Annotated in this window: 22 protein-coding genes and 1 riboswitch; of the genes, 17 read left to right on the top strand and 5 right to left on the bottom strand. The window is 70.6% G+C overall.

The features are described from left to right. The first annotated feature begins 143 nt into the window (after positions 1-143). The 11 genes from clsA to DFJ67_RS33385 all read left to right on the top strand — a co-directional run bounded on the left by clsA (position 144) and on the right by DFJ67_RS33385 (position 7,039). Positions 144-734, top strand: a complete 591-nt coding sequence (gene clsA / locus DFJ67_RS33435; RefSeq protein ID WP_239097085.1) for a cardiolipin synthase ClsA — start codon at positions 144-146, stop codon at positions 732-734. Positions 735-778: 44 nt separating this feature from the next. Further along, a complete protein-coding gene (locus tag DFJ67_RS33430) occupies positions 779-1,633 on the top strand; it encodes a DUF881 domain-containing protein (RefSeq protein ID WP_116076946.1) in 855 nt (284 codons plus the stop codon). After that, the gene (locus tag DFJ67_RS33425; RefSeq protein WP_116072392.1) at positions 1,634-1,966 is read left to right on the top strand and encodes a small basic family protein; all 333 of its coding nucleotides are present in this window, start codon (positions 1,634-1,636) and stop codon (positions 1,964-1,966) included. Between the two features lie 16 nt (positions 1,967-1,982). Beyond that, positions 1,983-3,050 (top strand): DUF881 domain-containing protein, encoded by a 1,068-nt coding sequence (locus tag DFJ67_RS33420; protein ID WP_116072390.1) that lies wholly within the window; start codon positions 1,983-1,985, stop codon positions 3,048-3,050. A gap of 21 nt (positions 3,051-3,071) precedes the next feature. Next, a complete protein-coding gene (gene gcvH, locus DFJ67_RS33415; RefSeq protein WP_116072388.1) occupies positions 3,072-3,449 on the top strand; it encodes a glycine cleavage system protein GcvH in 378 nt (125 codons plus the stop codon). A 158-nt stretch (positions 3,450-3,607) separates the two neighbouring features. Beyond that, positions 3,608-4,060, top strand: a complete 453-nt coding sequence (gene odhI, locus DFJ67_RS33410; protein ID WP_089243529.1) for an oxoglutarate dehydrogenase inhibitor Odhl — start codon at positions 3,608-3,610, stop codon at positions 4,058-4,060. Positions 4,061-4,132: 72 nt separating this feature from the next. Then, on the top strand, positions 4,133-4,804 hold the full coding sequence (ftsR, locus tag DFJ67_RS33405; protein ID WP_116076945.1) for a transcriptional regulator FtsR: 672 nt from the start codon (positions 4,133-4,135) through the stop codon (positions 4,802-4,804). Between the two features lie 173 nt (positions 4,805-4,977). Beyond that, entirely contained in the window at positions 4,978-5,445 is a 468-nt protein-coding gene (locus DFJ67_RS33400; RefSeq protein ID WP_116072386.1) for a bifunctional nuclease family protein, read from the top strand. A 162-nt stretch (positions 5,446-5,607) separates the two neighbouring features. After that, the gene (locus DFJ67_RS33395; RefSeq protein WP_116072384.1) at positions 5,608-6,183 is read left to right on the top strand and encodes a MerR family transcriptional regulator; all 576 of its coding nucleotides are present in this window, start codon (positions 5,608-5,610) and stop codon (positions 6,181-6,183) included. Between the two features lie 53 nt (positions 6,184-6,236). Further along, complete coding sequence (locus DFJ67_RS33390) at positions 6,237-6,575, top strand: ArsR/SmtB family transcription factor (RefSeq protein WP_116072382.1); 339 nt, start codon at positions 6,237-6,239, stop codon at positions 6,573-6,575. Then, entirely contained in the window at positions 6,572-7,039 is a 468-nt protein-coding gene (locus tag DFJ67_RS33385; protein WP_116072380.1) for an SRPBCC domain-containing protein, read from the top strand. The genes DFJ67_RS33390 and DFJ67_RS33385 overlap by 4 nt, the downstream gene beginning before the upstream one ends. On the opposite strand, the gene DFJ67_RS33380 is transcribed toward DFJ67_RS33385, so the two are convergent. The 3 genes from DFJ67_RS33380 to mgrA are packed head-to-tail and all read right to left on the bottom strand — an operon-like array spanning position 7,036 to position 9,883. Continuing rightward, the gene (locus DFJ67_RS33380; protein WP_116072378.1) at positions 7,036-8,091 is read right to left on the bottom strand and encodes a hypothetical protein; all 1,056 of its coding nucleotides are present in this window, start codon (positions 8,089-8,091) and stop codon (positions 7,036-7,038) included. The two genes, DFJ67_RS33385 and DFJ67_RS33380, sit on opposite strands and share 4 nt — an antisense overlap. Before the next feature lie 31 nt (positions 8,092-8,122). Beyond that, on the bottom strand, positions 8,123-8,863 hold the full coding sequence (locus DFJ67_RS33375; RefSeq protein WP_409362898.1) for a SanA/YdcF family protein: 741 nt from the start codon (positions 8,861-8,863) through the stop codon (positions 8,123-8,125). Between the two features lie 21 nt (positions 8,864-8,884). Continuing rightward, complete coding sequence (gene mgrA / locus DFJ67_RS33370) at positions 8,885-9,883, bottom strand: L-glyceraldehyde 3-phosphate reductase (RefSeq protein ID WP_116072376.1); 999 nt, start codon at positions 9,881-9,883, stop codon at positions 8,885-8,887. A gap of 63 nt (positions 9,884-9,946) precedes the next feature. Continuing rightward, a riboswitch (glycine riboswitch) is annotated at positions 9,947-10,047 on the top strand. An 85-nt stretch (positions 10,048-10,132) separates the two neighbouring features. Here mgrA and gcvP point away from each other — a divergent pair. After that, positions 10,133-12,955 carry an aminomethyl-transferring glycine dehydrogenase gene (gcvP, locus tag DFJ67_RS33365; protein WP_116072374.1) on the top strand — a complete coding sequence of 941 codons (2,823 nt, stop codon included), beginning with the start codon at positions 10,133-10,135 and terminating at the stop codon, positions 12,953-12,955. A 185-nt stretch (positions 12,956-13,140) separates the two neighbouring features. On the opposite strand, the gene DFJ67_RS33360 is transcribed toward gcvP, so the two are convergent. Then, positions 13,141-13,341 carry a DUF5999 family protein gene (locus tag DFJ67_RS33360; RefSeq protein WP_116072372.1) on the bottom strand — a complete coding sequence of 67 codons (201 nt, stop codon included), beginning with the start codon at positions 13,339-13,341 and terminating at the stop codon, positions 13,141-13,143. 123 nt (positions 13,342-13,464) lie between these two features. Between DFJ67_RS33360 and DFJ67_RS33355 the strand changes: the two genes are divergently transcribed. The 3 genes from DFJ67_RS33355 to DFJ67_RS33345 all read left to right on the top strand — a co-directional run bounded on the left by DFJ67_RS33355 (position 13,465) and on the right by DFJ67_RS33345 (position 16,379). After that, positions 13,465-14,679: a chorismate-binding protein gene (locus DFJ67_RS33355; RefSeq protein ID WP_116072370.1), complete on the top strand. Its 1,215-nt coding sequence runs from the start codon at positions 13,465-13,467 to the stop codon at positions 14,677-14,679. A gap of 997 nt (positions 14,680-15,676) precedes the next feature. Further along, a complete protein-coding gene (locus DFJ67_RS33350; RefSeq protein ID WP_116072367.1) occupies positions 15,677-16,111 on the top strand; it encodes an SRPBCC domain-containing protein in 435 nt (144 codons plus the stop codon). A 76-nt stretch (positions 16,112-16,187) separates the two neighbouring features. Continuing rightward, positions 16,188-16,379 carry a CsbD family protein gene (locus tag DFJ67_RS33345; protein ID WP_116072365.1) on the top strand — a complete coding sequence of 64 codons (192 nt, stop codon included), beginning with the start codon at positions 16,188-16,190 and terminating at the stop codon, positions 16,377-16,379. 39 nt (positions 16,380-16,418) lie between these two features. Here DFJ67_RS33345 and DFJ67_RS33340 read toward each other — a convergent pair whose 3' ends face one another. Next, positions 16,419-17,807, bottom strand: a complete 1,389-nt coding sequence (locus DFJ67_RS33340) for a KamA family radical SAM protein (RefSeq protein ID WP_116072363.1) — start codon at positions 17,805-17,807, stop codon at positions 16,419-16,421. A 126-nt stretch (positions 17,808-17,933) separates the two neighbouring features. Here DFJ67_RS33340 and kdd point away from each other — a divergent pair, with 126 nt between their 5' ends. Further along, a complete protein-coding gene (kdd, locus tag DFJ67_RS33335) occupies positions 17,934-18,959 on the top strand; it encodes an L-erythro-3,5-diaminohexanoate dehydrogenase (RefSeq protein ID WP_116072361.1) in 1,026 nt (341 codons plus the stop codon). A gap of 4 nt (positions 18,960-18,963) precedes the next feature. Further along, on the top strand, positions 18,964-20,520 hold the full coding sequence (locus DFJ67_RS33330) for an amidohydrolase (protein ID WP_116072359.1): 1,557 nt from the start codon (positions 18,964-18,966) through the stop codon (positions 20,518-20,520). The last annotated feature ends 2 nt before the right edge of the window (positions 20,521-20,522 follow it).

Here is a 20,522-nt window from a genome sequence, read left to right as displayed (position 1 = left end):
TCATGACAGGGCCGATATAGTGGCACCGCCAATGATCAGGGGGTTGGTCCCGCGCGCCGTCCGCGTCCGTTCGCGGCCGCCGGCGGTGGGTGGCACTGCGGAGACAGTGCCGGGGGAGGCCCGTCGCGCTGGAGGAGGCTGCGGTGTCGCGTACGCCTGCCGTCGCAGCTGACCGTGTCCTGACGCTGCCCAACCTGATCAGTTTCCTGCGGTTGCTCGGCGTTCCGGTCTTCATGTGGCTGATGCTCGGGCCGCACCATGACGTCGCGGCCGTGATCGTGCTGACCGTCGGTGGCAGCAGTGACTGGATCGACGGCTGGGTCGCCCGCCGGCTCGGCCAGGTCAGCAGGCTCGGTGAGCTGCTCGACCCGCTCGCCGACCGGCTCTACATCCTGGCCGTGCTGGTCGCGTTCACCTATCGCGAGATCGTGCCCTGGGAGTTCACCGCCGCCCTGGTCGCCCGCGAGCTGATGATGGTGATCTGTCTGGCCGTGCTCCGACGCAACGGGTTCGGCCCGCCGCAGGTGCACTACCTCGGCAAGACCGCCACCTTCATCCTGCTGGCCGCCTTCCCGGTGCTGCTGCTGGCCGTCGCCGTGCCGTCCATCGCGACCGGCGCCGCCGCGATCGGCTGGGGGCTGGCCTGGTGGGGCATCGTCCTCTACTGGATCGCCGGTTTCCTCTACGTCGGCCAGGCCTCCCGCGTGATCCGGGCGGGGCGGGAACTGGCGTGAGCGAGCCGGAGGAGGAGCCGCGCCGGGCGTCCGCGCGCCGCTGGATGTCGCCCGACTTCCTCTCCGAGCTTTTCAGCAACCCCCTTGATCCGGGGTACGCCGACGCGGCCGCCCGCCGCGCCAAGGAGGGGCCGCCGACCGGCTGGCGGCACGGCAGCCGCCGGGTCGCGGCGGTCATCGTCGCCGGGCTGATCGGTCTGCTGTTCGCGGTCGCCTACCGGCAGACGGTCGCCGACGAGCCGCGCCGCAGCCAGGCCCGGGCCGACCTGGTTACCCAGATCAAGCAGCGCCAGGACGCCACCGACAACCTGCGTAACCAGGCCGACGGGCTGCGCGACGCGGTCGCCCGCGAGCGCGACGCGGCCCTCGGCGGCGACGAGGCGGCCCAGCGGCGCGACGTCGAGGCCGCGACCGGGCTGCGCCGGGTCACCGGCGACGGGCTGGTGGTCCGGCTGGCCGACGCCCCCGACGCCGACGAGAAGGCCGACGAGAACGACCTGGGCCGGATCTTCGACCGCGACCTGCAACTGGTGACCAACGCGCTGTGGGCGTCCGGTGCCGAGGCGATCGCGATCAACGACCAGCGGCTCACGGCGACCTCGACGATCCGCAAGGCCGGTGGGGCGATCCTGGTCGACTTCCGGCCGGTCACCAGCCCCTACGAGATCCGGGTGATCGGGCCGCGCGATCTCGAGGACCGCTTCGCCGACACCGCGGCGGCCGCGTTGATGCGCAAGGTGGCCGACGGCGAGCACATCGGCTTCGACACCCGCCGCCAGGACGACCTCAACCTGCCCGCGGCCACCGAGCCGCAGCTCAACTACGCGACCCGTCCGACGCCGGCCAGCGCGACTCCCACGCCCGGCGTCACCTCCTCGAGCCCGTCCGGAGGCGGCTAGATGATCCCCGTTCTCGCCCTCGTCGTGGGCGTCGTCCTCGGCATCGTGTTCGGCCCGACCGTGCCCGGTTGGCTCGAGCCCTACCTGCCGATCGCGGTGGTCGCGGCCCTCGACGCCGTGTTCGGCGGTGTCCGCGCCAAGCTCGACGGCATTTTCGACGACCAGCAGTTCGTCATCTCGTTCATCTCCAACGTGCTGGTCGCCGCGCTGATCGTCTACCTTGGCGACCAGCTCGGCGTGGGCGGGCAACTCTCCACCGGCGTCGTGGTCGTCCTCGGCGTCCGCATCTTCGGCAACGTGGCCGCGATCCGCCGACACCTGTTCCGGGCCTGATGCGGGAGGACCGACGATGACCGACGACCCCCGCGAAAGCGGCACACCCGCGGAGCCGGCCAAGCCGGCCCGCAAGCCAACCCCTGGTCGCCAGGCGGCCAACCGGGCCTCCGCGCCGGCCCAGCCCCCCGAGCCTGAGCTGGGCCAGGAAGAGGCCACGGTGCGGCTCTCCCCGGTCACCCCGAGCACAACCGGGGAGCTGTCCCCACCGGAGCCCGAGCCAGAGACGGAGACGGAGACCAGCGAGGCGCCGGAGGCGGCGGACGACGAGGCGACCGTCGCCCTGCCCCGGGCCGAGCGCTCCACCGGCGCCACGGTCACGCCGCCGCCCGTATCCGATGAAGGCGAACCCGAACCCGAAGCGGACCCGGCGCCCGCGCGTGCGGTGCGCAAGCGACGCGGCACCGCGGGTGTGATCATTCTCGTGTTGTTGGCCCTGCTCGGCTTCACCCTGGCGGTGCAGTTGCGCGGGAAGTCCGTCGACTCCGACCTGGCCGCCATGCGCGAAGACGACCTGGTCCGCCTCCAGTCCGACCTCCAGGGTCAGGAAGACCGCCTCCAGCGCGAGATCGCGTCCCTTGAGGACAGCCAGCGGCAGCTCCAATCCGGCGCGCAGGGTCGGGCCGCGGCGATGGAGGAGGCCAAGAAGCGGGCCGACGAGTTGGCCATCCTGGCTGGCACCGCGGCGGCGCAGGGGCCGGGGCTGACCATCCGGTTCGTCGCCGGTCCGGAGCCGATCGCGGCGTCCGACATCCTCAACGCGGTGCAGGAGTTGCGCGGCGCCGACGCCGAGGCCATGCAGATCGCCGGTGTCGACGGCACGACGGTGCGGATCGTGGCGAGCACCTACTTCATCGACGCCGACGGCGGGATCGAGGTGTCCGGTAAGCGGTTGACCGGCGCTTACACGATCACGGTCATCGGCGATCCACCGACGATGCGCACCGCGCTCAACATTCCGGACGGGCTGGTGCCGTCGATCAAAGCCGACGGCGGTAACGTGATCGTCGACGAGCACGACACGGTCGACGTCACGGCCATCGCCGAGCCCGTCAATCTCAAGCACGCCAAGCCGGTGAGCTGACCGACGAAGAAGGAACCGATAGTGATTCCTGACGACCTGCGATACACCGCCGAACACGAATGGGTACGCGGCGGCGACGGTCCCGCGCGCGTGGGCATCACCCACTTCGCGCAGGACGCGCTCGGCGACATCGTCTACGTCCAGCTTCCCGAGCAGGGCGCGCAGGTCTCCGCCGGCGACTCGTTCGGCGAGGTCGAGTCCACCAAGAGCGTCTCGGAGATCTACGCTCCGATTTCCGGGACGGTCGTGGCACGCAACGAGAAGCTCGTCGACGAACCGGAGACGATCAACTCGGACCCCTACGGTGCGGGTTGGCTGGTCGAGATCGAGCCGAGTGACCCGGCTGCTCTCGACGGCCTGCTGACGGCCGCCGCCTACCGGGAAATCACCGAGGGTTGATCCAACCCTTCGGAGCGTCCAGAAGTGCCCGCGCGTCTGGTTGACCCTGGATTTCAGGGCTGGCTAGGCTCGCGAGGTTGTTTTTGACTTGTTCAAGTTGCTGCCCAAAGGGGCCGGGGTGTCCGGCGCCGCTGCCGAAAGATCCGTGAGGTGGACCGATGACGCGCCCCGACGACGAGTTTCCCCCACTCGACGTCACGTCGACGCTCAACCTGGGCTCGCTCGACGAAGTGCTGGAGGGCCCCGACGCTGACGTCGTGCCCGGCCGCATGTCGGGCTCGCTGCCGCCGGGAATGGCCTTGCTGGTCGTCCGGCGCGGCCCCAACGCTGGCGCCCGGTTCCTGTTGGACCACGACGTGACCACGAGCGGCCGGCACCCCGACAGTGACATCTTCCTCGACGACGTGACGGTCTCCCGTCGCCACGCCGAGTTCCACCGCGACGGCGGCACCTTCACGGTGCGCGACGTGGGCAGCCTCAACGGCACCTACGTCAACCGCGAACGGGTCGAAGCGGCGACGCTCAGCAACGGCGACGAGGTGCAGATCGGCAAGTTCCGGCTGGTGTTCATCGCCGGTCCACGGCCCGACGAGGAGTCCGCGCGCGGCTGACGCGGGAGGCGACGCGTGACCGAACGTGCCCCGGGCGCGGCGGCCGGCGCCGACCCGCGCACGCTTCCGCGTATGAGCATCGGTGAGGTCCTGGCCGAACTGCGCCCGGAGTTCCCTGACACCACCATCTCCAAGCTGCGCTTCCTCGAGGCGGAGGGGCTGGTCGAGCCGCAGCGCACGCCGGCGGGCTACCGCAAATACAGCTGGCGCGACGTCGACCGGCTGCGTTTCGTGCTGACCGCGCAACGCGACCGCTACCTCCCGCTGCGGGTGATCCGGGCCGAGCTCGAGGCGTGGGAGCGCGGCGACGACGTCGCGCCCCGGCGTCCCGTGCTGGTCGCTGTCTCCGACGAGCCGGCCGCGCCGCCGGCCGACGCGCTGGTCCGGCGGGCGGAGCTGGTCGAGCGCACCGGCATCGACCCCGGCAGCCTGGCCGAGCTGGAGGAGCTGGGCATGGTGACCCAGCGCACCCCTGGCTGGTACGACGCCGACGCGCTGGTGATCGCCGCGGCGGTGGCCGGCCTGGCGTCCTACGGGCTCCAGGTGCGCCACCTGCGTGGCTACAAGGCGGCGGCCGACCGTGATGTTGGCCTCTTCGCGCAGCTGGTCGGGCCGCTGGCCCGGCAGAACGACCCGGCCGCGAAGGCCCGGGCGGCCGCGGCTGCCCAGGAGCTGACCGGCCTGGCCCAGCAACTGCGAGCAGCGCTGGTCCGGGCCGGCCTACGCGACACGCTCGGGCGCTGAGCCCGGCCCGCGCGGCGGGCCGGGCTGCCCTCCGCTCACACAGATCACGTAGGCTCGAAGCCGGTTCCCCCTTCGGCACCGACCGCGCGTGCGGGACGCGCTCCGTCCGCGCGTGTACCGTGCAAGGAAGGGGCCGGCGACGGTGCTGGGAATGACGACGACACGGAGGCGCGGTGCGTGAGCTGAGCGTGGTCGGGGTTCGGGTCGAGTTGCCCAGCAACCAGCCGATTGTGCTGCTCCGAGAGGTCGAGGGCGACCGCTACCTGCCGATCTGGATCGGTGCGGTGGAGGCCACGGCGATCGCCTATGAGCAGCAGGGCGTGAAGCCGGCCCGGCCGCTGACCCATGATCTTCTCCGTGACGTGCTGGCTGCCCTCAAGGCGCCGCTCAACGCCGTGGAGATCGTCGAGCTGAAGGAAAACGTCTTCTACGCCGATCTGTTGATCGGCGACAACAACCTGCGGGTCTCCGCCCGCCCCAGCGACTCGATCGCGCTCGCGCTCCGCGTGGGCGCCCCGATCCGCTGTGCCGAGCAGGTGCTCACCGAGGCCGGCATCGTGATTCCTGACGAGCAGGAAGACGAGGTTGAAAAGTTCCGGGAGTTCCTCGAGCAGGTCCGCCCGGAAGACTTCGCGGGCTGAGCCTCGGCCGGGTCCTGCGCAGGGCTCGGGTGATGTCCTCAGATCGCGGCGTGTCGGCGCAAAGCCTGCGCCCCGCGCACCGATCTGAGCTATAGGGTTGGCGCTGTTGACGGGTGCGCGTCCCGGCACGACGCGGCACCCCGCTGGCGGGGAGGTAGCCACATGCCCGACCCACGTGATCCTGATCCTGCGGGTAGACCCGACACCGACGCACCGTCGGTCCCCACTGACGACGACTCCGTCGGCTACCGAGGCGTAACCGCCTGTCACGCGGTCGGCATCAGCTATCGCCAGCTCGACTACTGGGCCCGCACGGCACTGGTCGTGCCGAGCGTCCGCGACGCCTCCGGCTCCGGCACGCAGCGCCTCTACTCGTTCCGCGACCTGGTCGTCCTCAAGGTGGTCAAGCGCCTCCTCGACGCCGGCGTCTCATTGCAAAACATCCGCAAGGCGATCGAGACACTGCGGTCCCGCGGCGTCGGCGACCTCGCCGGCATCACGCTGATCTCCGACGGCACCACGGTCTACGAGTGCCGATCCCCGGAAGAGGTCGTCGACCTGCTCCAGGGCGGCCAGGGCGTGTTCGGCATCGCCATCGGCGGTGCGTTCAAGGAGATCCAGGGCTCGCTCTCGCACCTGCCCGCTGAGCCCGCCGAGCCGGCCCCGGTCGAGGCGGAAGACGACGCGCCGACCGGCGACGAACTCGCCGCCCGCCGCGCCCGCCGCCGCGCCGGCTGATCCCCGACACTTAGCCCTTGCGCTAACCATCTTCGGCCGCAATACTTAGCCTCATGGCACAGTATTCGGCCGCGCTCGACGACGTGTTCGTCGCCTTGGCCGACCCGACCCGACGTGGCGTCATCCGGCGCCTCGGCCGCGGTCCGACCAGCGTGGGCGATCTGGCCCGCGAGTTCCCGATGACGCTGCCGTCGTTTATGAAGCACGTGCGCACGCTGGAGTCGAGCGGGCTGATCAGCACGCTCAAGGCCGGCCGGGTGCGCACCTGCGTGCTCAACCGCGAACGGCTCGCCGTGCTCGACGACTGGCTCGCCGAGCAGCGCCGCGTCTGGGAGGACCGCACCGACCGCCTGGAGAGCCTCGTCACCAGCACCGAGGAGAACCGACCATGAACCCCGACCTGGACCTGACCCTCGACCGCGTGATCCGCGCACCGCGAGCGACCGTGTGGCGCGCCTGGACCGACCCGGCCCGCCTTGCCCAGTGGTGGATCCCCGCGCCGAGCCGATGCCGGGTCGATCGCCTCGAGGTCCGGCCCGGCGGGGCATTCGTGACTCAACTCAGCGACGACGGTGCCGCGTTCGTCCCGCATATGGACGCCGTGTTCCTGGTCGTCGACGAGCTCGAGCGGATCGTGTTCACCAACGCGATCGACAGCGCCTGGCGCCCCGCCGAGGCGGCACCGGTCGCGATGACCGCCGAGATCACGCTGCGGGACCACCCGGACGGCACCGACTACCGGGTCGTCGTGCGGCACGGCGACCCGGCCGCCCGCGCCCTGCACGAGAAGTTGGGCTTCGAAGACGGCTGGGGCACGGTCACCGGCCAGCTGGCCGCGCTGGCCGAGGCCGATTAGCGGGTCGCTCCCGAGGTCTTGCTGACGATCAGGCCGCTGGTGTCGACGACCTCGAAGTTGTTGCCGGTCAACGACTTCAGCGCGCGCAGCGCGTCGTTGTCCCAGTGGTCGTCGGGCGCGCCGGAGATGAACCAGGCCGACCCGTGGTCGGCGACGATCACGCCGTAGCGCTTCATCGCCTCGGCGACGATCCGCGCCTGCTTGGGCATCGAGGCCGTGTTGACCGACGTCTTGAGCCGCAGCCGCTGGCCGAGCTGCGGCAGGTTGGCGTCGGTGGCCGACGACGCCGAGTGGGTGGCCGGCCAGGTGAAGCCGCTGCGGGTCTTCGGCACGGTGATCCGGATCGCGTGGTTGATCCGGCCGGCCGCGACCTCGTCGTAGCGGACCAGCCCCGCGAAGATCGACAGGCCGGACGCGTCGGCCGAGGTCCAGCCGGACGGCCGCAGCTTGTTGGAGCGCAGGTCGAACACCGCGCCCGAGCCGGCCCGCCAGCCGCTGCCCTGGGGGAACGCGGAGAACAGCTCGTAGACCTTGCAGGCCGACTTGTCGAAGGCGATCACGTGCCGGTCGCCGTCGGCCTGTGGGCCGCCCTCGATCTTCGCGTTGGCCGGGATCGGGTACGGGCCGCGGTCGCTCTCTGACGCGTACTCGAAGGAGACGTTGATCTTCTTCTGCCCGGCGGGCACGGTGGTGACCGGGATCCCGATCGGTGCGCCCTCGTAGTCGCCGGAGCCGAAGTCGGGATGCATGGCCGCGCCGGCGCCGATGCTGGCCACCATCGCCGTCGAGCGCGGGTGCACCGGCAGCTTCGACACGTCGGCCCGCCAGACGTTGTCGGCCGGTAGTTGCCCGTTGCACCCGGCGGCGGGTGCGCGCGTGGCGGTCGGGGTGGGCCGAGCGGGCCCGTGCCCGAGCTTGTCAGCGCCGGTGACCGCAGCGGTGGCCGAAGCGCCGGGCGTGCCGACCGCACCGGACGGCGTCGCCTCACCGCCGCATCCGGCTAGAAAGGCAACAAACCCGACGATCGCCACGGTACGGAGGGGAGCGCGCACCCGGGCATCCTGCCACGATTGCCGGCCACGATCACCCTGCCAGCGCGTCGTCGACTCCGGTCTCCCGCGGCCCGAGGAACACCGGATCGCGCCCGGTCGCCACGTCCCACGCCGCCTTGACGCCGGCGAGCCGCTCGCGGAACGCGCCGCGGTCCCACGCCGTCTTGAACTTCTTGACCGACGTGTCGCCGACCCCGACCGCGTCGATGCCGGCGTCGCGGCACAGCGCCACGGCCCGGTCGATGTGGAAGCTCTGGGTCACCACGATGAGGTGGTCGACACCGAAGATCTTCTTGGCGCGTACGCAGGAGTCGTAGGTGTCGAATCCGGCATGGTCCTGCACCACCCGGCGCGCGGGCACGCCGCGGTCGACCAGCCATGTGCTCATCGCGCCCGGCTCGTCATAGGCCCACTCGCCGTGGTCGCCGGAGACCAGCACGGCCCGCACGGTCCCGGCGTTGTAGAGCTGGCGGGCCAGGTCGAGCCGGGCGGCCAGGAACGGCGACGGCGTCCCGTCGGGGTAGACCTGCGCCCCGAGCACCAGCACCACCGGCGCGGCCGGCACCGTCTGTAGCGAGTAGACGTGGCCGCGGGCGGCGGAGTGCAGCCACAGCCCGCTGCCGAACACCGCCGCCGGCACCGCGATCACCAGAGCGGCAAGGGCGAACAGCAGCGGCCGCAGCCAACGACGCCACCGCCGGCGCGGGGCGGCGGCGGCTGGCGACGGGGGCGGCGATGCGGGCGACGGTTGCACCGCCCCATTGTCGATCACCGCCGCCACCCGTGCGGGCGCTCAGGCCGGGTTGGTGAGGGCCCCGTCGATCGCGTCGAGCTCGTCGTTGGACAGTGCCAGGTTGTCCAGCGCGCCGACGTTGTCCTCGAGCTGCTTGACGCTGCTCGCGCCGATGATCAGGCTGGTCATCCGCTCGTCCCGCAGCGCCCACACCAGGGCGAGCTGGGCCAGCGTCTGGCCACGGCCGCGGGCGATCTCGTTGAGCTCGCGGACCACGGCCATCGTCTGGTCGTCGAGCGCGCTCTCCTTGAGGAAGCCGCCGGTCGCGATCCGCGAGTCGGCCGGCACGCCGCCCAGGTAGCGGTCGGTCAGCAGGCCCTGCTGGAGCGGGCTGAAGGCGATGCAGCCGGCGCCGACCTCCTCCAGCGTGTCGAGCAGGTTGTCGCGCTCGATCCACCGGTTGAGCATCGAGTAGGAGGGCTGGTGCAGCAGCAGCGGCGTACCCAGATCGGCAAGGATCTTGGCCGCGGCAGCGGTCTGCTCGGAGGTGTAGTTGGAGATCGCGACGTATTGCGCGCGCCCGGAGCGGACCGCGTGGTCCAGCGCCGCCATCGTCTCCTCCAGCGGCGTGTCCGGGTCGGGCCGGTGGTGGTAGAAGACGTCGACGTAGTCCAGGCCCATCCGCTTCAGCGACTGGTCCAGCGACGAGATCAGGTATTTGCGCGAGCCCCATTCACCGTAGGGGCCGGGCCACATCAGGTAGCCGGCCTTGGTCGAGATGATCATCTCGTCGCGGTAGGGCTTGAGGTCGCGGGCCATGATCCGGCCGAAGTTCTCCTCGGCGGATCCCGGCGGCGGGCCGTAGTTGTTGGCCAGGTCGAAGTGGGTCACCCCGAGGTCGAACGCGCGGTGCAGAATGTCCGCTTGCGTGTCCAGGGGGCGTCCGTGGCCGAAGTTGTGCCAGAGGCCCAGGGAGACGGCGGGGAGCCGGACCCCACTGCGGCCGGCCCGGCGGTAGGTCATGGAGTCGTAACGGTCATCGGCGGCGAGGTAGGTCACGGCAGACAGCGTAGGTGAGGAGACCTCGCGAACATCAACACTGGTACCGTTAAGCCTGCCGACACCATCCGCGTGGGAGAGATCGCCGGTCTGTTCAGACCGGGCGGCGCCGAAGGGGCAAATCCTCCCCGGAACCTCTCAGGCAAAAGGACCACGCGGACATGGCGACTCTGGAGGACCCGTTTCGGGGCCGACAGAGGGGGAGGTTGCTCCTCGACCTCGATCCCTCGCTCTCCAGGAGTTCCGTCGATGACCGATTTCGCAGACCGCCACATCGGGCCTGACCGCGAGAGCGAGCGCCGGATGCTCGACTCGGTCGGCTACGGCACGGTCGACGAGTTGATGGACGCCGCGATCCCCGAGGTGATCCGCTGGCACGGCACCCTCGACCTGCCGCCGGCCGCGTCCGAGGCCGAGGTGATCGCCGAGCTGCGCGCGCTGGCCGACCGCAACACGGTCAACGTCTCGATGATCGGCAACGGCTACTACGGCACCCACACGCCTGCCGTGATCCGCCGCAACGTGCTGGAGAGCCCGGCCTGGTACACGGCCTACACGCCCTACCAGCCCGAGATCAGCCAGGGCCGGCTCGAGGCCCTGCTCAACTTCCAGACGATGGTCTCCGACCTGACCGGCTTGACCACGGCCAACGCGTCGATGCTCGACGAGGCCACCGCGGCCGCCGAGGCGATGACCCTGGCCCGCCGGGCGTCGAAGACCAAATCTCCGGTGTACGTCGTCGACGCCGACACCCTGCCGCAGACGCTGGCCGTGATCGAGGGGCGCGCCGAGCCGCTCGGCATCACTGTTCTGGTGACCGATTTGTCCGCCGGCCCCGCCGCTCTGCCCGCGGAGTTCTTCGGGCTCCACCTGCAATACCCGGGCGCGTCCGGGGCCGTGCGGGATCACTCTTCGTTGGTTGCCGCCGCCCACGAGGCGGGCGCACTGGTCGCCGTGGCGGCCGACCTGCTCGCGCTGACGCTGCTGCGGTCGCCGGGGGAGATCGGTGCCGACATCGCGGCCGGCACGACGCAGCGGTTCGGCGTACCCATGGGATTCGGTGGTCCGCACGCCGGTTATCTCGCGGTCCGCGCGGGCCTGGAGCGGATGCTGCCCGGGCGGCTGGTCGGGGTTTCCCGCGACGCCGACGGGGCCCCCGCCTACCGGCTCGCGTTGCAGACCCGTGAACAGCACATCCGCCGGGAGAAGGCGACCAGCAACATCTGCACCGCCCAGGTGCTGCTCGCGGTGATCGCCAGCATGTACGCGGTCTACCACGGGCCCGACGGGCTGCGGTCGATCGCCCGGCACGCGCACTCGCACGCGGCGCGGTTGGCGGCGGGGCTGCGGGCCGGCGGGGTCTCGGTCGCTGACGAGGCGTTCTTCGACACGGTGACGGCGTCGGTGCCGGGCCGCGCCTTTGATGTGGTGGCCGCTGCCGCGTCGCGGGGGGTCAACCTCCGGCTGGTCGACGCCGACCGGGTCGCTATCGCATGTGACGAGACCACTGTTGCGGCCCACCTCTCGATCGTCTGGGAGGCGTTCGGGGTGCCGGAGTTCTCTGGCGCTTCCTCTGCTGCGTTGCCTTCGGATCTTGCCCGCACCTCCGACTTCCTGACCCACCCGGTGTTCCACGAGCACCGGTCGGAGACGGCGATGCTGCGCTACCTGCGGCGGCTCTCCGACCTCGACTACGCGCTCGACCGCGGCATGATCCCGCTGGGCTCCTGCACGATGAAGCTCAACGCGACCACCGAGATGGAGCCGATCTCCTGGCCGGAGTTCGCCAACATCCACCCGCACGCGCCGGCCTCGCAGACGGCCGGCTACCGGTCGCTGATCAGCTCGCTGGAGACCTGGCTGGCCGAGGTGACCGGCTACGACGCGGTGTCGGTGCAGCCCAACGCCGGGTCGCAGGGTGAGCTGGCCGGCCTGCTGGCGATCCGCGGCTACCACCGCTCGCGTGGCGACCTCGAGCGTGACGTCTGCCTGATCCCGTCGTCGGCGCACGGCACCAACGCCGCGTCCGCCGTGATGGCCGGCATGCGGGTCGTGGTCGTGGCCTGTGACGACGAGGGCAACGTCGACCTGGTCGACCTCGACGCGAAGATCGCGGCGCACGCCTCACGGCTGGCGGCGATCATGGTGACCTACCCCTCGACCCATGGGGTGTACGAGACCGGCATCGCCTCGCTGTGCGCCAAGGTGCACGACGCCGGCGGCCAGGTCTACGTCGACGGTGCCAACCTCAACGCGCTGGTCGGGTTCGCCAAGCCCGGCAAGTTCGGCGCCGACGTGTCGCACCTCAACCTGCACAAGACGTTCTGCATCCCGCACGGTGGCGGCGGTCCGGGTGTCGGTCCGATCGGCGTGCGCGCTCACCTGTCGCCGTTCCTGCCCGGTGACCCGCTGGGCGCTGGTGCTGACTCTGCTGGTGTCGCCGTCTCGGCGGCACAGCACGGTTCGGCGGGCATCCTGCCGATTCCGTGGGCCTACCTGCGGATGATGGGTGCCGAGGGGCTGGCCCGGGCGACCGGCGCGGCGGTGCTGGCGGCCAACTACGTGGCGGTGCGGCTGCGCGAGCACTACCCGGTGCTCTACAGCGGCAACAAGGGCCTGGTGGCCCACGAGTGCATCCTCGACCTGCGCCCGCTGACCAAGGCGACCGGCGTCTCGGTCGACGACGTGGCCAAGCGGCTGATCGACTACGGCTTCCACGCGCCGACGATGTCGTTCCCGGTGGCCGGGACGCTGATGGTCGAGCCGACGGAGAGCGAAGACCTGGCCGAACTCGACCGGTTCTGCGACGCGATGATCGCGATCCGGGAGGAAATCACCAAGGTCGGCTCGGGTACGTGGCCCCGCGACGACAACCCGCTGGCCAACGCACCACACACGGCGGCGATGGTGTCGGGTGACGAGTGGTCGCACGCCTACCCGCGCTCGGTGGCGGCGTATCCGTTCGGCGTGTCGCGCGTCGGCAAATACTGGTCGCCCGTGCGCCGCATCGACGGTGCCTTCGGCGACCGGAATCTGGTGTGCGCGTGCCCGCCGCCGGAGGCGTTCGAGTAGCCCGGGGCGGCGCGGTGGCCGGGGTGAGCGACGGTGCTCGGAAGGGGGAACTCGCTGGCTCCCCCTGGAAGGGGGCTTTAGGCTGTGGCTCCCCGCCAGGTCCCTGGGCAGGGGGCCTTGCCGCTGGTTTTGCGGCCCTGGGTCTGGGGGCCTTGGCTTCTGGTGCCTATCGCGTGCGCTGCCTGCTAGGCGGCGAGGGCGTGGCGGGCGGGGCCACGGTGGGGCGCGATGCTGCTGCCGTCGGGGAGCAGTTCACCGGTGTCCTCGAAGAGGATCACGCCGTTGCAGAGCAGGCTCCAGCCTTGCTCCGGAAAGCACGCGACGGTGGTGGCGGCATCGCGATCGGTGGCTTCGGCAGAGGGGCAGTGCGGTTGGTGCTGGCACATCAGGGTCTCCGGACGATGGGGGTGCTGTGTCATGGTTCACATGACCAGTAGCGGACGCTACTCCCTTGGGCGGGGCGCGTACGAGCAACTAACGGCGCTAGCACGAAAGAATCCACCCTTCGTATGAGTAACTTCGGACCGATCGGCGTGGAAACGCTCCCACAACCTGCTACCGGTTTTGCTGGTGTAGCCGCTACATGCACTCTCCGTATAAGAGAGCGCTCCCGTATGGAGTGGCGCTCCACGGAGGGTGGCGATCCGGCCCAGCATCTCGAAGATTTCCTCACCGCTGACGGACTGAACGTGCGGTCGTTCTCTTCCCCCAGACTGTCACGCTCCGTAGCCAAAAGCGAGGCCATCTCAGTCTGCGGAGCGGCCATTCTGATCTCCGCAGCGGGGGCGGCCGCGATGCTCAAGCGCGGCCCTGTGGCGAAGCCCACGCCGGCACCGGCCGTACCAGATCTGGCTGTAGTGGTATATGAGCACGCTGATGCTCCTGAGACCCGCCACTGGCCGATTTCGGACTGGCGGCTGGGGGAGTGGGAGCCGAGCTGGACGCCTCTTGAGCACGGTTTTGCGGTCGCGGCGGCCCGCGAGGCGATCGGTCGCGGTGACGTCTATCAGGTCAACGTGGTGGGCCACGCGTCGGCGCCGTACGTCGGTGATCCACTGCCGGCCCTGGCCCGCCTGGGCGGCCTGCCAGGCGCCCATTACGGGGGAGTGCTGACCGGCGCGGGTTGGGCGGTCGGCTGCGCCTCACCGGAGACCCTGATCCAGGTGATCGACGGCCGGGTGATCACCAAGCCGATCAAGGGCACCCGCCCGGCGACGGCGGCCGGCCGGCGGGAACTGCTCGCGTCGTCCAAGGAGCGGGCAGAGCACATCATGATCGTCGATTTGGCCCGCAACGACCTGGGCCGGGTGGCCCGGACCGGCTCGGTCCGCGTCGACGAACTCTTCGCGATCCGCACCTGGAGCAACCTGTGGCAGGCGGAATCGGTCGTCTCGGCTGAGCTGGCCGACGGAGTCGGCCTGGCCGAGCTGCTCCGGGCCACGTGTCCCGGCGGCTCGGTGACGGGTGCCCCGAAGCTGGCGGCCCTGCAGCAGATCGCGGCACTGGAACCGGTCGGCCGCGGGCCCAGCATGGGCGCGTTGGGTTGGATAGACGCGAACGGCAACCTCGACCTGGGCCTGACCATCCGCACGGCCGCAGCTGATGCAGACCGTTTGCACCTGTGGGCCGGCGGCGGCATCACCTGGGGCAGCGAGCCAGAGGCCGAGGTGGCCGAGGCAGCGGCGAAGGCGGCCCCCATCCGCCGCTTGCTGGCATCATCCTAGGACGCCGCAGGCAGTGCGGGCCCGGCAATCTCAGCCGCGCACCAGGCGGTGTGGGCCGGACAATCTCAGCCGCGCACGCCGTTACGGGCGGGTGGCCCCGCTCGCCAACGGCCGGTAGGCGGGTCACGCCACGCCGCGGAGTCGTGCGCGGCTGTTGCCACGGCGGCGGCGCGGCTGCTCGCCGCGGTCCAGGCGTGTTGGTGCGCGGCTGTTGCCACGGCGGCGGCGCGGCTGCTCGCCGCGGTCCAGGCGTGTTGGTGCGCGGCTGTTGCCACGCCGGCGGCGCGGCTGCTCGCCGCGGTCCCGGCGTGTTGGTGCGCGGCTGCTCCCGCGCCGGCGGCGCGGCTGCCTCGCGGCCGTCCTGGCGTGTTGGTGCGTGGCTGTTGCCGAGCCGGCGGCGCGGCTGCTCGCCGCGGTCCAGGCGTGTTGGTGCGTGGCTGTTGCCGAGCCGGCGGCGCTGCTGCTCGCCGCGGTCGTGGGCGTGTTGGTGCGTGGCTGGCGTGGCCCCTACCGCAGCGGTCGCCGACCGCGATCATCCCTGCGCCGGCGGCGCAGGGATGTGGGCGTGTCGACAGCGACAGGAGGGAGGGTGGCGTCAGCCACCAATCCGGACCGTCTCGGGTCACCGCTCGTTGATCAACGAAGCCGGCACCGGAGATCTAGGAAAAGCGTTGTAGTCATAGCTACAACGCTTTTCCTAGATCTCCGGGATTGCTCTGGATCGCCCAAGGCGATCAGGTCATATCCATACTTTTCCGCCCGCCCCCGGGTCGCCGTCCGTGGATTCGGCCAGCCCACATCGAGCTCGGCCCGGCGTCGGCGCGCCGGGGTTAGTGGGAACCGGCCGACCTCGCGCTGATCCGTGCCCGATCAAGCTGCGCAGGCCCTGGGATGGCGGACAGAGATCAAACATTCATCCTAGGATGCTCTACAGGGTGTGCGCCGGCTGACAGACTTCACACGACGGCTACGACGGGGGAGTGGCGTGCACGTTTCGATGCCGACGCAGACGGATCCTTGGCTTCGGGTCACTGTCGACGTGCCCGGTGTGACGCCCAGCGACGTCATCGGTGCCTTTCTCGACCCGGCCGCGGTGCGGCGTTGGTGGGGTGGCGCCGAACTGACTGTGGAGCCGGAGATCGGTGGCCGCTACGTCGCCTACTTCGATCGGCTCGGTCAGACCATGCGCGGCGTCGTCACCGATCTCGACCAGGCCACCGGGCGGTTCGGGTTCTCCTGGTCCTGGGATCACGCGCCCGAGCTGCCGGCCCGCCGGGTCGATGTCAACGTCGACGCCGGTGCCGTGTTGCGGCTCGCCCAGGGCGACTACGACCAGAGCAGCCGGATCGACCGGGACGAGGCGCGTAGCCATCGCGAGGGCTGGGAGTTCTTCCTGCCGCGCCTGGCCGAGGTGGTCACCCAGCAGCGCTGAGGTTTCGCGCCCGTTCGCCCAGGGAATCTATTGGTTGTCCGAGGTAAACAGTCGGCGATCCTATTTTGGAGTGACGATGAGCTTCACCGACAAGGTGCGGAACAAGGTCGAGGAACTCAAGGGTGGCGCCAAGGAGAAGGTCGGCGACGCCACCGACAACGAGCAGCTTCAGGCCGAAGGCCAGGTCGACCAGACCGACGCCCACGCGAAGCAGGCCGGCGAGCACGTCAAGGACGCGGGCCGCGACGTTCGGGACGCCTTCAAATAGCCGGAACAGAAAAGGGCCCCCGAACCGGGGGCCCTTTTCTCATGCCTGCGTCTCCCACCAGTCCTGGCCGGACTTGGGGAGCGTGTCGATCGGGTCGTAGTAGGGGAAGCGTTTTGTCAGCGCCTCGCCGTCGGCCGACTCGATCGAGGTTCGATAGTTCTTCGTCCAGTAGGAGATGCCGCGCTCGCGGTCATATTCGGTGAGCATGTGCACCCAGCGCTTGCCGACGAACGGCACGTCGCAGACGATCCGCGGGGTCGCGTACCCCGGGAGGTAGCCCATCAGGTCGTGCTGGAGTTGGTGTGCCTGCCAGACCGGGACCCGCCAGTGTTCGGCGTTGGGGATCATGTCGCACATGTAGAAGTAGTAGGGCAGGATGCCGGCCTCCCCCTGCAGCGCGAAGCAGAGGTCGAGCAGGTCGGCCGTGGTGGCGTTGACGCCGCGCATCAGCACGCCCTGGTTGCGTACGTCGCGGACGCCGACCTCCAGCGCGGTCTGCGCGGCCTTTGCGACCAGCGGCGTCAGCGACTGCGCGTGGTTGACGTGGGTGTGGATGGCCAGGTTGACGCCGCGGCGGGCGGCGGTGCGGGCGACCCGCTCCAGGCCCTCGACGACGTCGGGCTGCAGCCAGTGTTGCGGCAGGCCCATCAGCGCCTTGGTGGCCAGCCGGATGTCGCGCACGGTCTCGATCGACAGCAGGCTCATCAGGTAGGACTCGAGGTTGCGCCACGGCACGTTGGCCACGTCGCCGCCGGAGACGACCACGTCGCGGACCCCGGGGTGGGCCTTCAAGTAGGAGATGTGCGCCTCGTACCGGTCGACCGGCTTGAGGGTCAGTTTGAGTTTTTCGACGGCTGGCGTGGAGTTGCCGACCAGGTCCATCCGGGTGCAGTGCCCGCAGTATTGGGGGCACGTCGACAGCAGTTCGGCGAGCACCTTGGTCGGGTAGCGGTGGGTGAGCCCCTCGGCGACCCACATGTCGTGCTCGTGCAGCGAGTCGCGCGACGCGTAGGGGTGCGACGGCCAGTCGGTGCGCCGGTCGGAGGCGACCGGGATCATGTAGCGGCGCACGGGGTCGAGGTAGAACGCCTCGGTGCTCATCGTGCCGCCGGACATCATGGTGTTGAGCATCTGTGGCGTGACCAGCATTGACATGGTCGCGAGGGCCTTCTGGTCCTCGAGAAGATCCTTGTAGAAGGTCTCCCCAACCAGATCACCGAGTACGGCCTGTAGTTGCTTGACGTTCTTGACGCAGTTGACCCGCTGCCATTGAGCGGACTCCCACTGGTCGCGGGTGATGTGCCGCCAGCCGGGGAACCGGGTCCAGTCGGGTTCGACGAGTGGGCGGCGCCGGTATTCGTAGGGCTGGCCGCCACCTGTCGCGGCCGGGGCCGCTTCGGGGGTTCGCGGTCCGAGGTCGACCGTCACGTGCTCCTCCTCTTTCCGCCGGTGGGGGTGTACCGCAGCGAGCGAAGGCTACTGGAAAATCTTTTGTCTACAAACTATTCTGCCGTAAGTTTTCCTGTCTCGCCGAAGTGATCAAGGAGTCCTCCCGTGACCTCACCGGTCGGCCTGCACCGCGTCGTTGAGCCGGCCGGCGTGCTGCCTCAGGCAGCGTGGCGTGTGGACAATCGTCCCGAAATCGGGCCTAACGAGGTGCGGATTCGGGTGGAAAGGCTCAATCTCGACGCTGCCAGCTACCGACAGTTGCGGGAGAAGCACGCTGGCGACGGCGAAGCGGTGCGCGCCGAGGTGCTGAGCATCGTGGAAAACCGGGGCAAGATGCACAACCCGGTGACCGGCTCCGGCGGGATGCTGATCGGTGTGGTCGAGGAGGTCGGCCCCCGTTCTCCCCTCCAGGTCGCCGTCGGTGACCGCGTCGCTACGCTCGTATCGCTCACGCTGACCCCGCTGCGGATCACCGACGGCCTCAAGGGCTGGGACGGTGGCAGCGAGCAGGTCCCGGCCGAGGGGCACGCGATCCTGTTCGCCCGGTCGATCGTGGCGAAGCTTCCCGAAGACCTTCCCGCCGAGCTCGCTCTCGCGGTGCTCGACGTATGCGGCGCGCCGGCGCTGACCAATCGGGTGGTCCAAGCCGGCGACACGGTGGCGGTGCTCGGTGGTGCGGGCAAGAGCGGTTCGCTCACGCTCGCGGCCGCCCGGCGCGCCGGCGCGCGTCGCACGGTCGGGATCGTGCCGACCGAGAGCGAGGCCGACCGGCTGCGGACGGCCGGCCTCGCCGACGAGGTGGCGATCGCCGACGCCCGCGACCCGGTCGCCCTGGCCGAGGCGGTCACCCGCGCGCTGGGCAAGCCGGCCGACGTCACCGTGGTCTGTGTCGACGTGCCGGGCTGCGAGCACGGCGCGATCCTGGCCACCGACGAGGGCGGCACAGTGATCTTCTTCTCGATGGCGACCAGCTTCGCGGCCGCCGCGCTGGGCGCCGAGGGCCTGGCCGCCGACGTGACGATGCTGGTCGGCAACGGGTACGTGCCGGGGCACGCCGAGTTCGCGCTCGACCTGCTGCGCGCCGAGCCGGCCGTTCGGAGCCTCTTCGAGCAACGCCTGCGGGCAGACTGAACCCATGGAATCGACGCTCTACACGGGCGGCGCCCTCTACGCGCCGGCCGAGCCCCAGGCGACCGCGCTGCTCGTCCGCGACGGGCGGATCGCCTGGCTGGGTCCCGACGCCGACGCGCCGGCCGCCGATGTCACCGTCGACCTCGGTGGCGCGCTGGTCACGCCGGCGTTCGTCGACGCGCACGTGCACGCCACCGACACCGGGCTGGTGCTGACCGGGCTCGACCTGAGCGCGGCGGCGTCGGCCGGTGAGCTGCTCGACGCGGTGGCGCTCTACGCGACGACCCAGCCGGCCGACGCGATCGTGATGGGCCACGGCTGGGACGAGTCGAAGTGGCCGGAGCAGGTCCCGCCGACCGCCGCTGACCTCGACCGGGTCGCCGGCGGCCGCCGGGTCTACCTGACGCAGGCGTCGGTGCACAGTGCCCTGGTGTCCAGCGCCCTGCTGGCGGCGGCACCGCGCGCGGCCGGCGAGCCCGGTTTCAGCGACACGGGCTGGTTGCGGGAGGAAGCCCATCACGCCGCCCGCGAGATCGCGCTCGGTTCCCTGTCCCCGGCGCAGCGAGCGGCGGCGCAGCGGACCGCGTTGACCCGGGCAGCGCAGGTGGGCATCGGTGCGGTGCACGAGTGTGGTGGCCCCGGCACGTCGAACGAGGACGACTTCACCGGCCTGCTCGCCCTGGCCGGCCCGGCGCACGGGCTGCCCGAGGTCTACGGCTGGTGGGGCGAGCTGATGGCGGCGGCGAAGGCGAAGGAGCTGGGTGCGGTCGGTGCCGGCGGCGACCTCTACGCCGACGGGGCGCTCGGCTCGCGCACGGCGTACCTGCGTGAACCGTTCCTGGGTGGTGGGGGTTGTGGTTTCTCCTATGTCACGGCGGAGCAGGCGCGTGACCACATCGTCGACTGCGCCCGGCACCGGACCCAGGGCGGCTTCCACGCGATCGGTGACGCGGCGCTGGCCGAGGTGCTGGAGGGCTTCTCGGGTGCGGTGAAGGTGCTCGGTGTCGACGTGGTGCGGCAGGCCCGGCACCGGATCGAGCACGCGGAGCTGGTCGACAAGGCGATGATCGCGGCTTTTGTCGAGATGGGCATCACGGCGAGCATGCAGCCGGCCTTCGACCGGCTGTGGGGCGGACCGAGGCAGATGTACGCGCAGCGGCTCGGCGTGGCCCGCTCGATGGACTCGAACCCGATGGGCGCCCTGCACGGTGTCGGGGTGACGCTGGCGTTCGGTTCGGACTCGCCGGTGACGCCGCTGGACCCGTGGGGTTCGGTGCGGGCGGCGGTGTCGCATTTCAACCCGGCGCACCGGATGGCGGTCCGGTCGGCGTTCGCGGCGCACACCAAGGGCGCGTGGCGCTCGATCCACCGGGACGGCGAGGGTGTGCTGGCCAAGGACGCGCCGGCGACGTTCGCGGTCTGGCAGACCCCGGCCGGGCATTCGGGCGGGTTGCCGCACCTGGTGTCGCAGGTGTTGGAGGAACGCGGTCCGGACGACCCGACGCCGTTGCCGAGGTGCCTGCGCACCGTCGTGCGCGGAGTGACGATCTTCGAGGAGTGAGT

This window comes from Asanoa ferruginea, from assembly GCF_003387075.1.
GTDB classification, from domain to species: domain Bacteria; phylum Actinomycetota; class Actinomycetes; order Mycobacteriales; family Micromonosporaceae; genus Asanoa; species Asanoa ferruginea.
Note: the sequence above shows the minus strand (reverse complement) of the source record. Positions and strands in the feature narration are given on the sequence as shown.

Bases quoted from the DNA above. Each gene is read 5' to 3' on its own strand.
- DFJ67_RS33430 (WP_116076946.1), top strand. From the start codon at position 779: ATGTCGCCCGACTTCCTCTCCGAGCTTTTCAGCAACCCCCTTGATCCG.
- DFJ67_RS33425 (WP_116072392.1), top strand. From the start codon at position 1,634: ATGATCCCCGTTCTCGCCCTCGTCGTGGGCGTCGTCCTCGGCATCGTG.
- DFJ67_RS33420 (WP_116072390.1), top strand. From the start codon at position 1,983: ATGACCGACGACCCCCGCGAAAGCGGCACACCCGCGGAGCCGGCCAAG.
- odhI (WP_089243529.1), top strand. From the start codon at position 3,608: ATGACGCGCCCCGACGACGAGTTTCCCCCACTCGACGTCACGTCGACG.
- ftsR (WP_116076945.1), top strand. From the start codon at position 4,133: ATGAGCATCGGTGAGGTCCTGGCCGAACTGCGCCCGGAGTTCCCTGAC.
- DFJ67_RS33395 (WP_116072384.1), top strand. From the start codon at position 5,608: ATGCCCGACCCACGTGATCCTGATCCTGCGGGTAGACCCGACACCGAC.
- DFJ67_RS33390 (WP_116072382.1), top strand. From the start codon at position 6,237: ATGGCACAGTATTCGGCCGCGCTCGACGACGTGTTCGTCGCCTTGGCC.
- DFJ67_RS33385 (WP_116072380.1), top strand. From the start codon at position 6,572: ATGAACCCCGACCTGGACCTGACCCTCGACCGCGTGATCCGCGCACCG.
- gcvP (WP_116072374.1), top strand. From the start codon at position 10,133: ATGACCGATTTCGCAGACCGCCACATCGGGCCTGACCGCGAGAGCGAG.
- DFJ67_RS33360 (WP_116072372.1), bottom strand. From the start codon at position 13,341: ATGTGCCAGCACCAACCGCACTGCCCCTCTGCCGAAGCCACCGATCGC.
- DFJ67_RS33355 (WP_116072370.1), top strand. From the start codon at position 13,465: ATGAGTAACTTCGGACCGATCGGCGTGGAAACGCTCCCACAACCTGCT.
- DFJ67_RS33350 (WP_116072367.1), top strand. From the start codon at position 15,677: ATGCCGACGCAGACGGATCCTTGGCTTCGGGTCACTGTCGACGTGCCC.
- DFJ67_RS33345 (WP_116072365.1), top strand. From the start codon at position 16,188: ATGAGCTTCACCGACAAGGTGCGGAACAAGGTCGAGGAACTCAAGGGT.
- DFJ67_RS33330 (WP_116072359.1), top strand. From the start codon at position 18,964: ATGGAATCGACGCTCTACACGGGCGGCGCCCTCTACGCGCCGGCCGAG.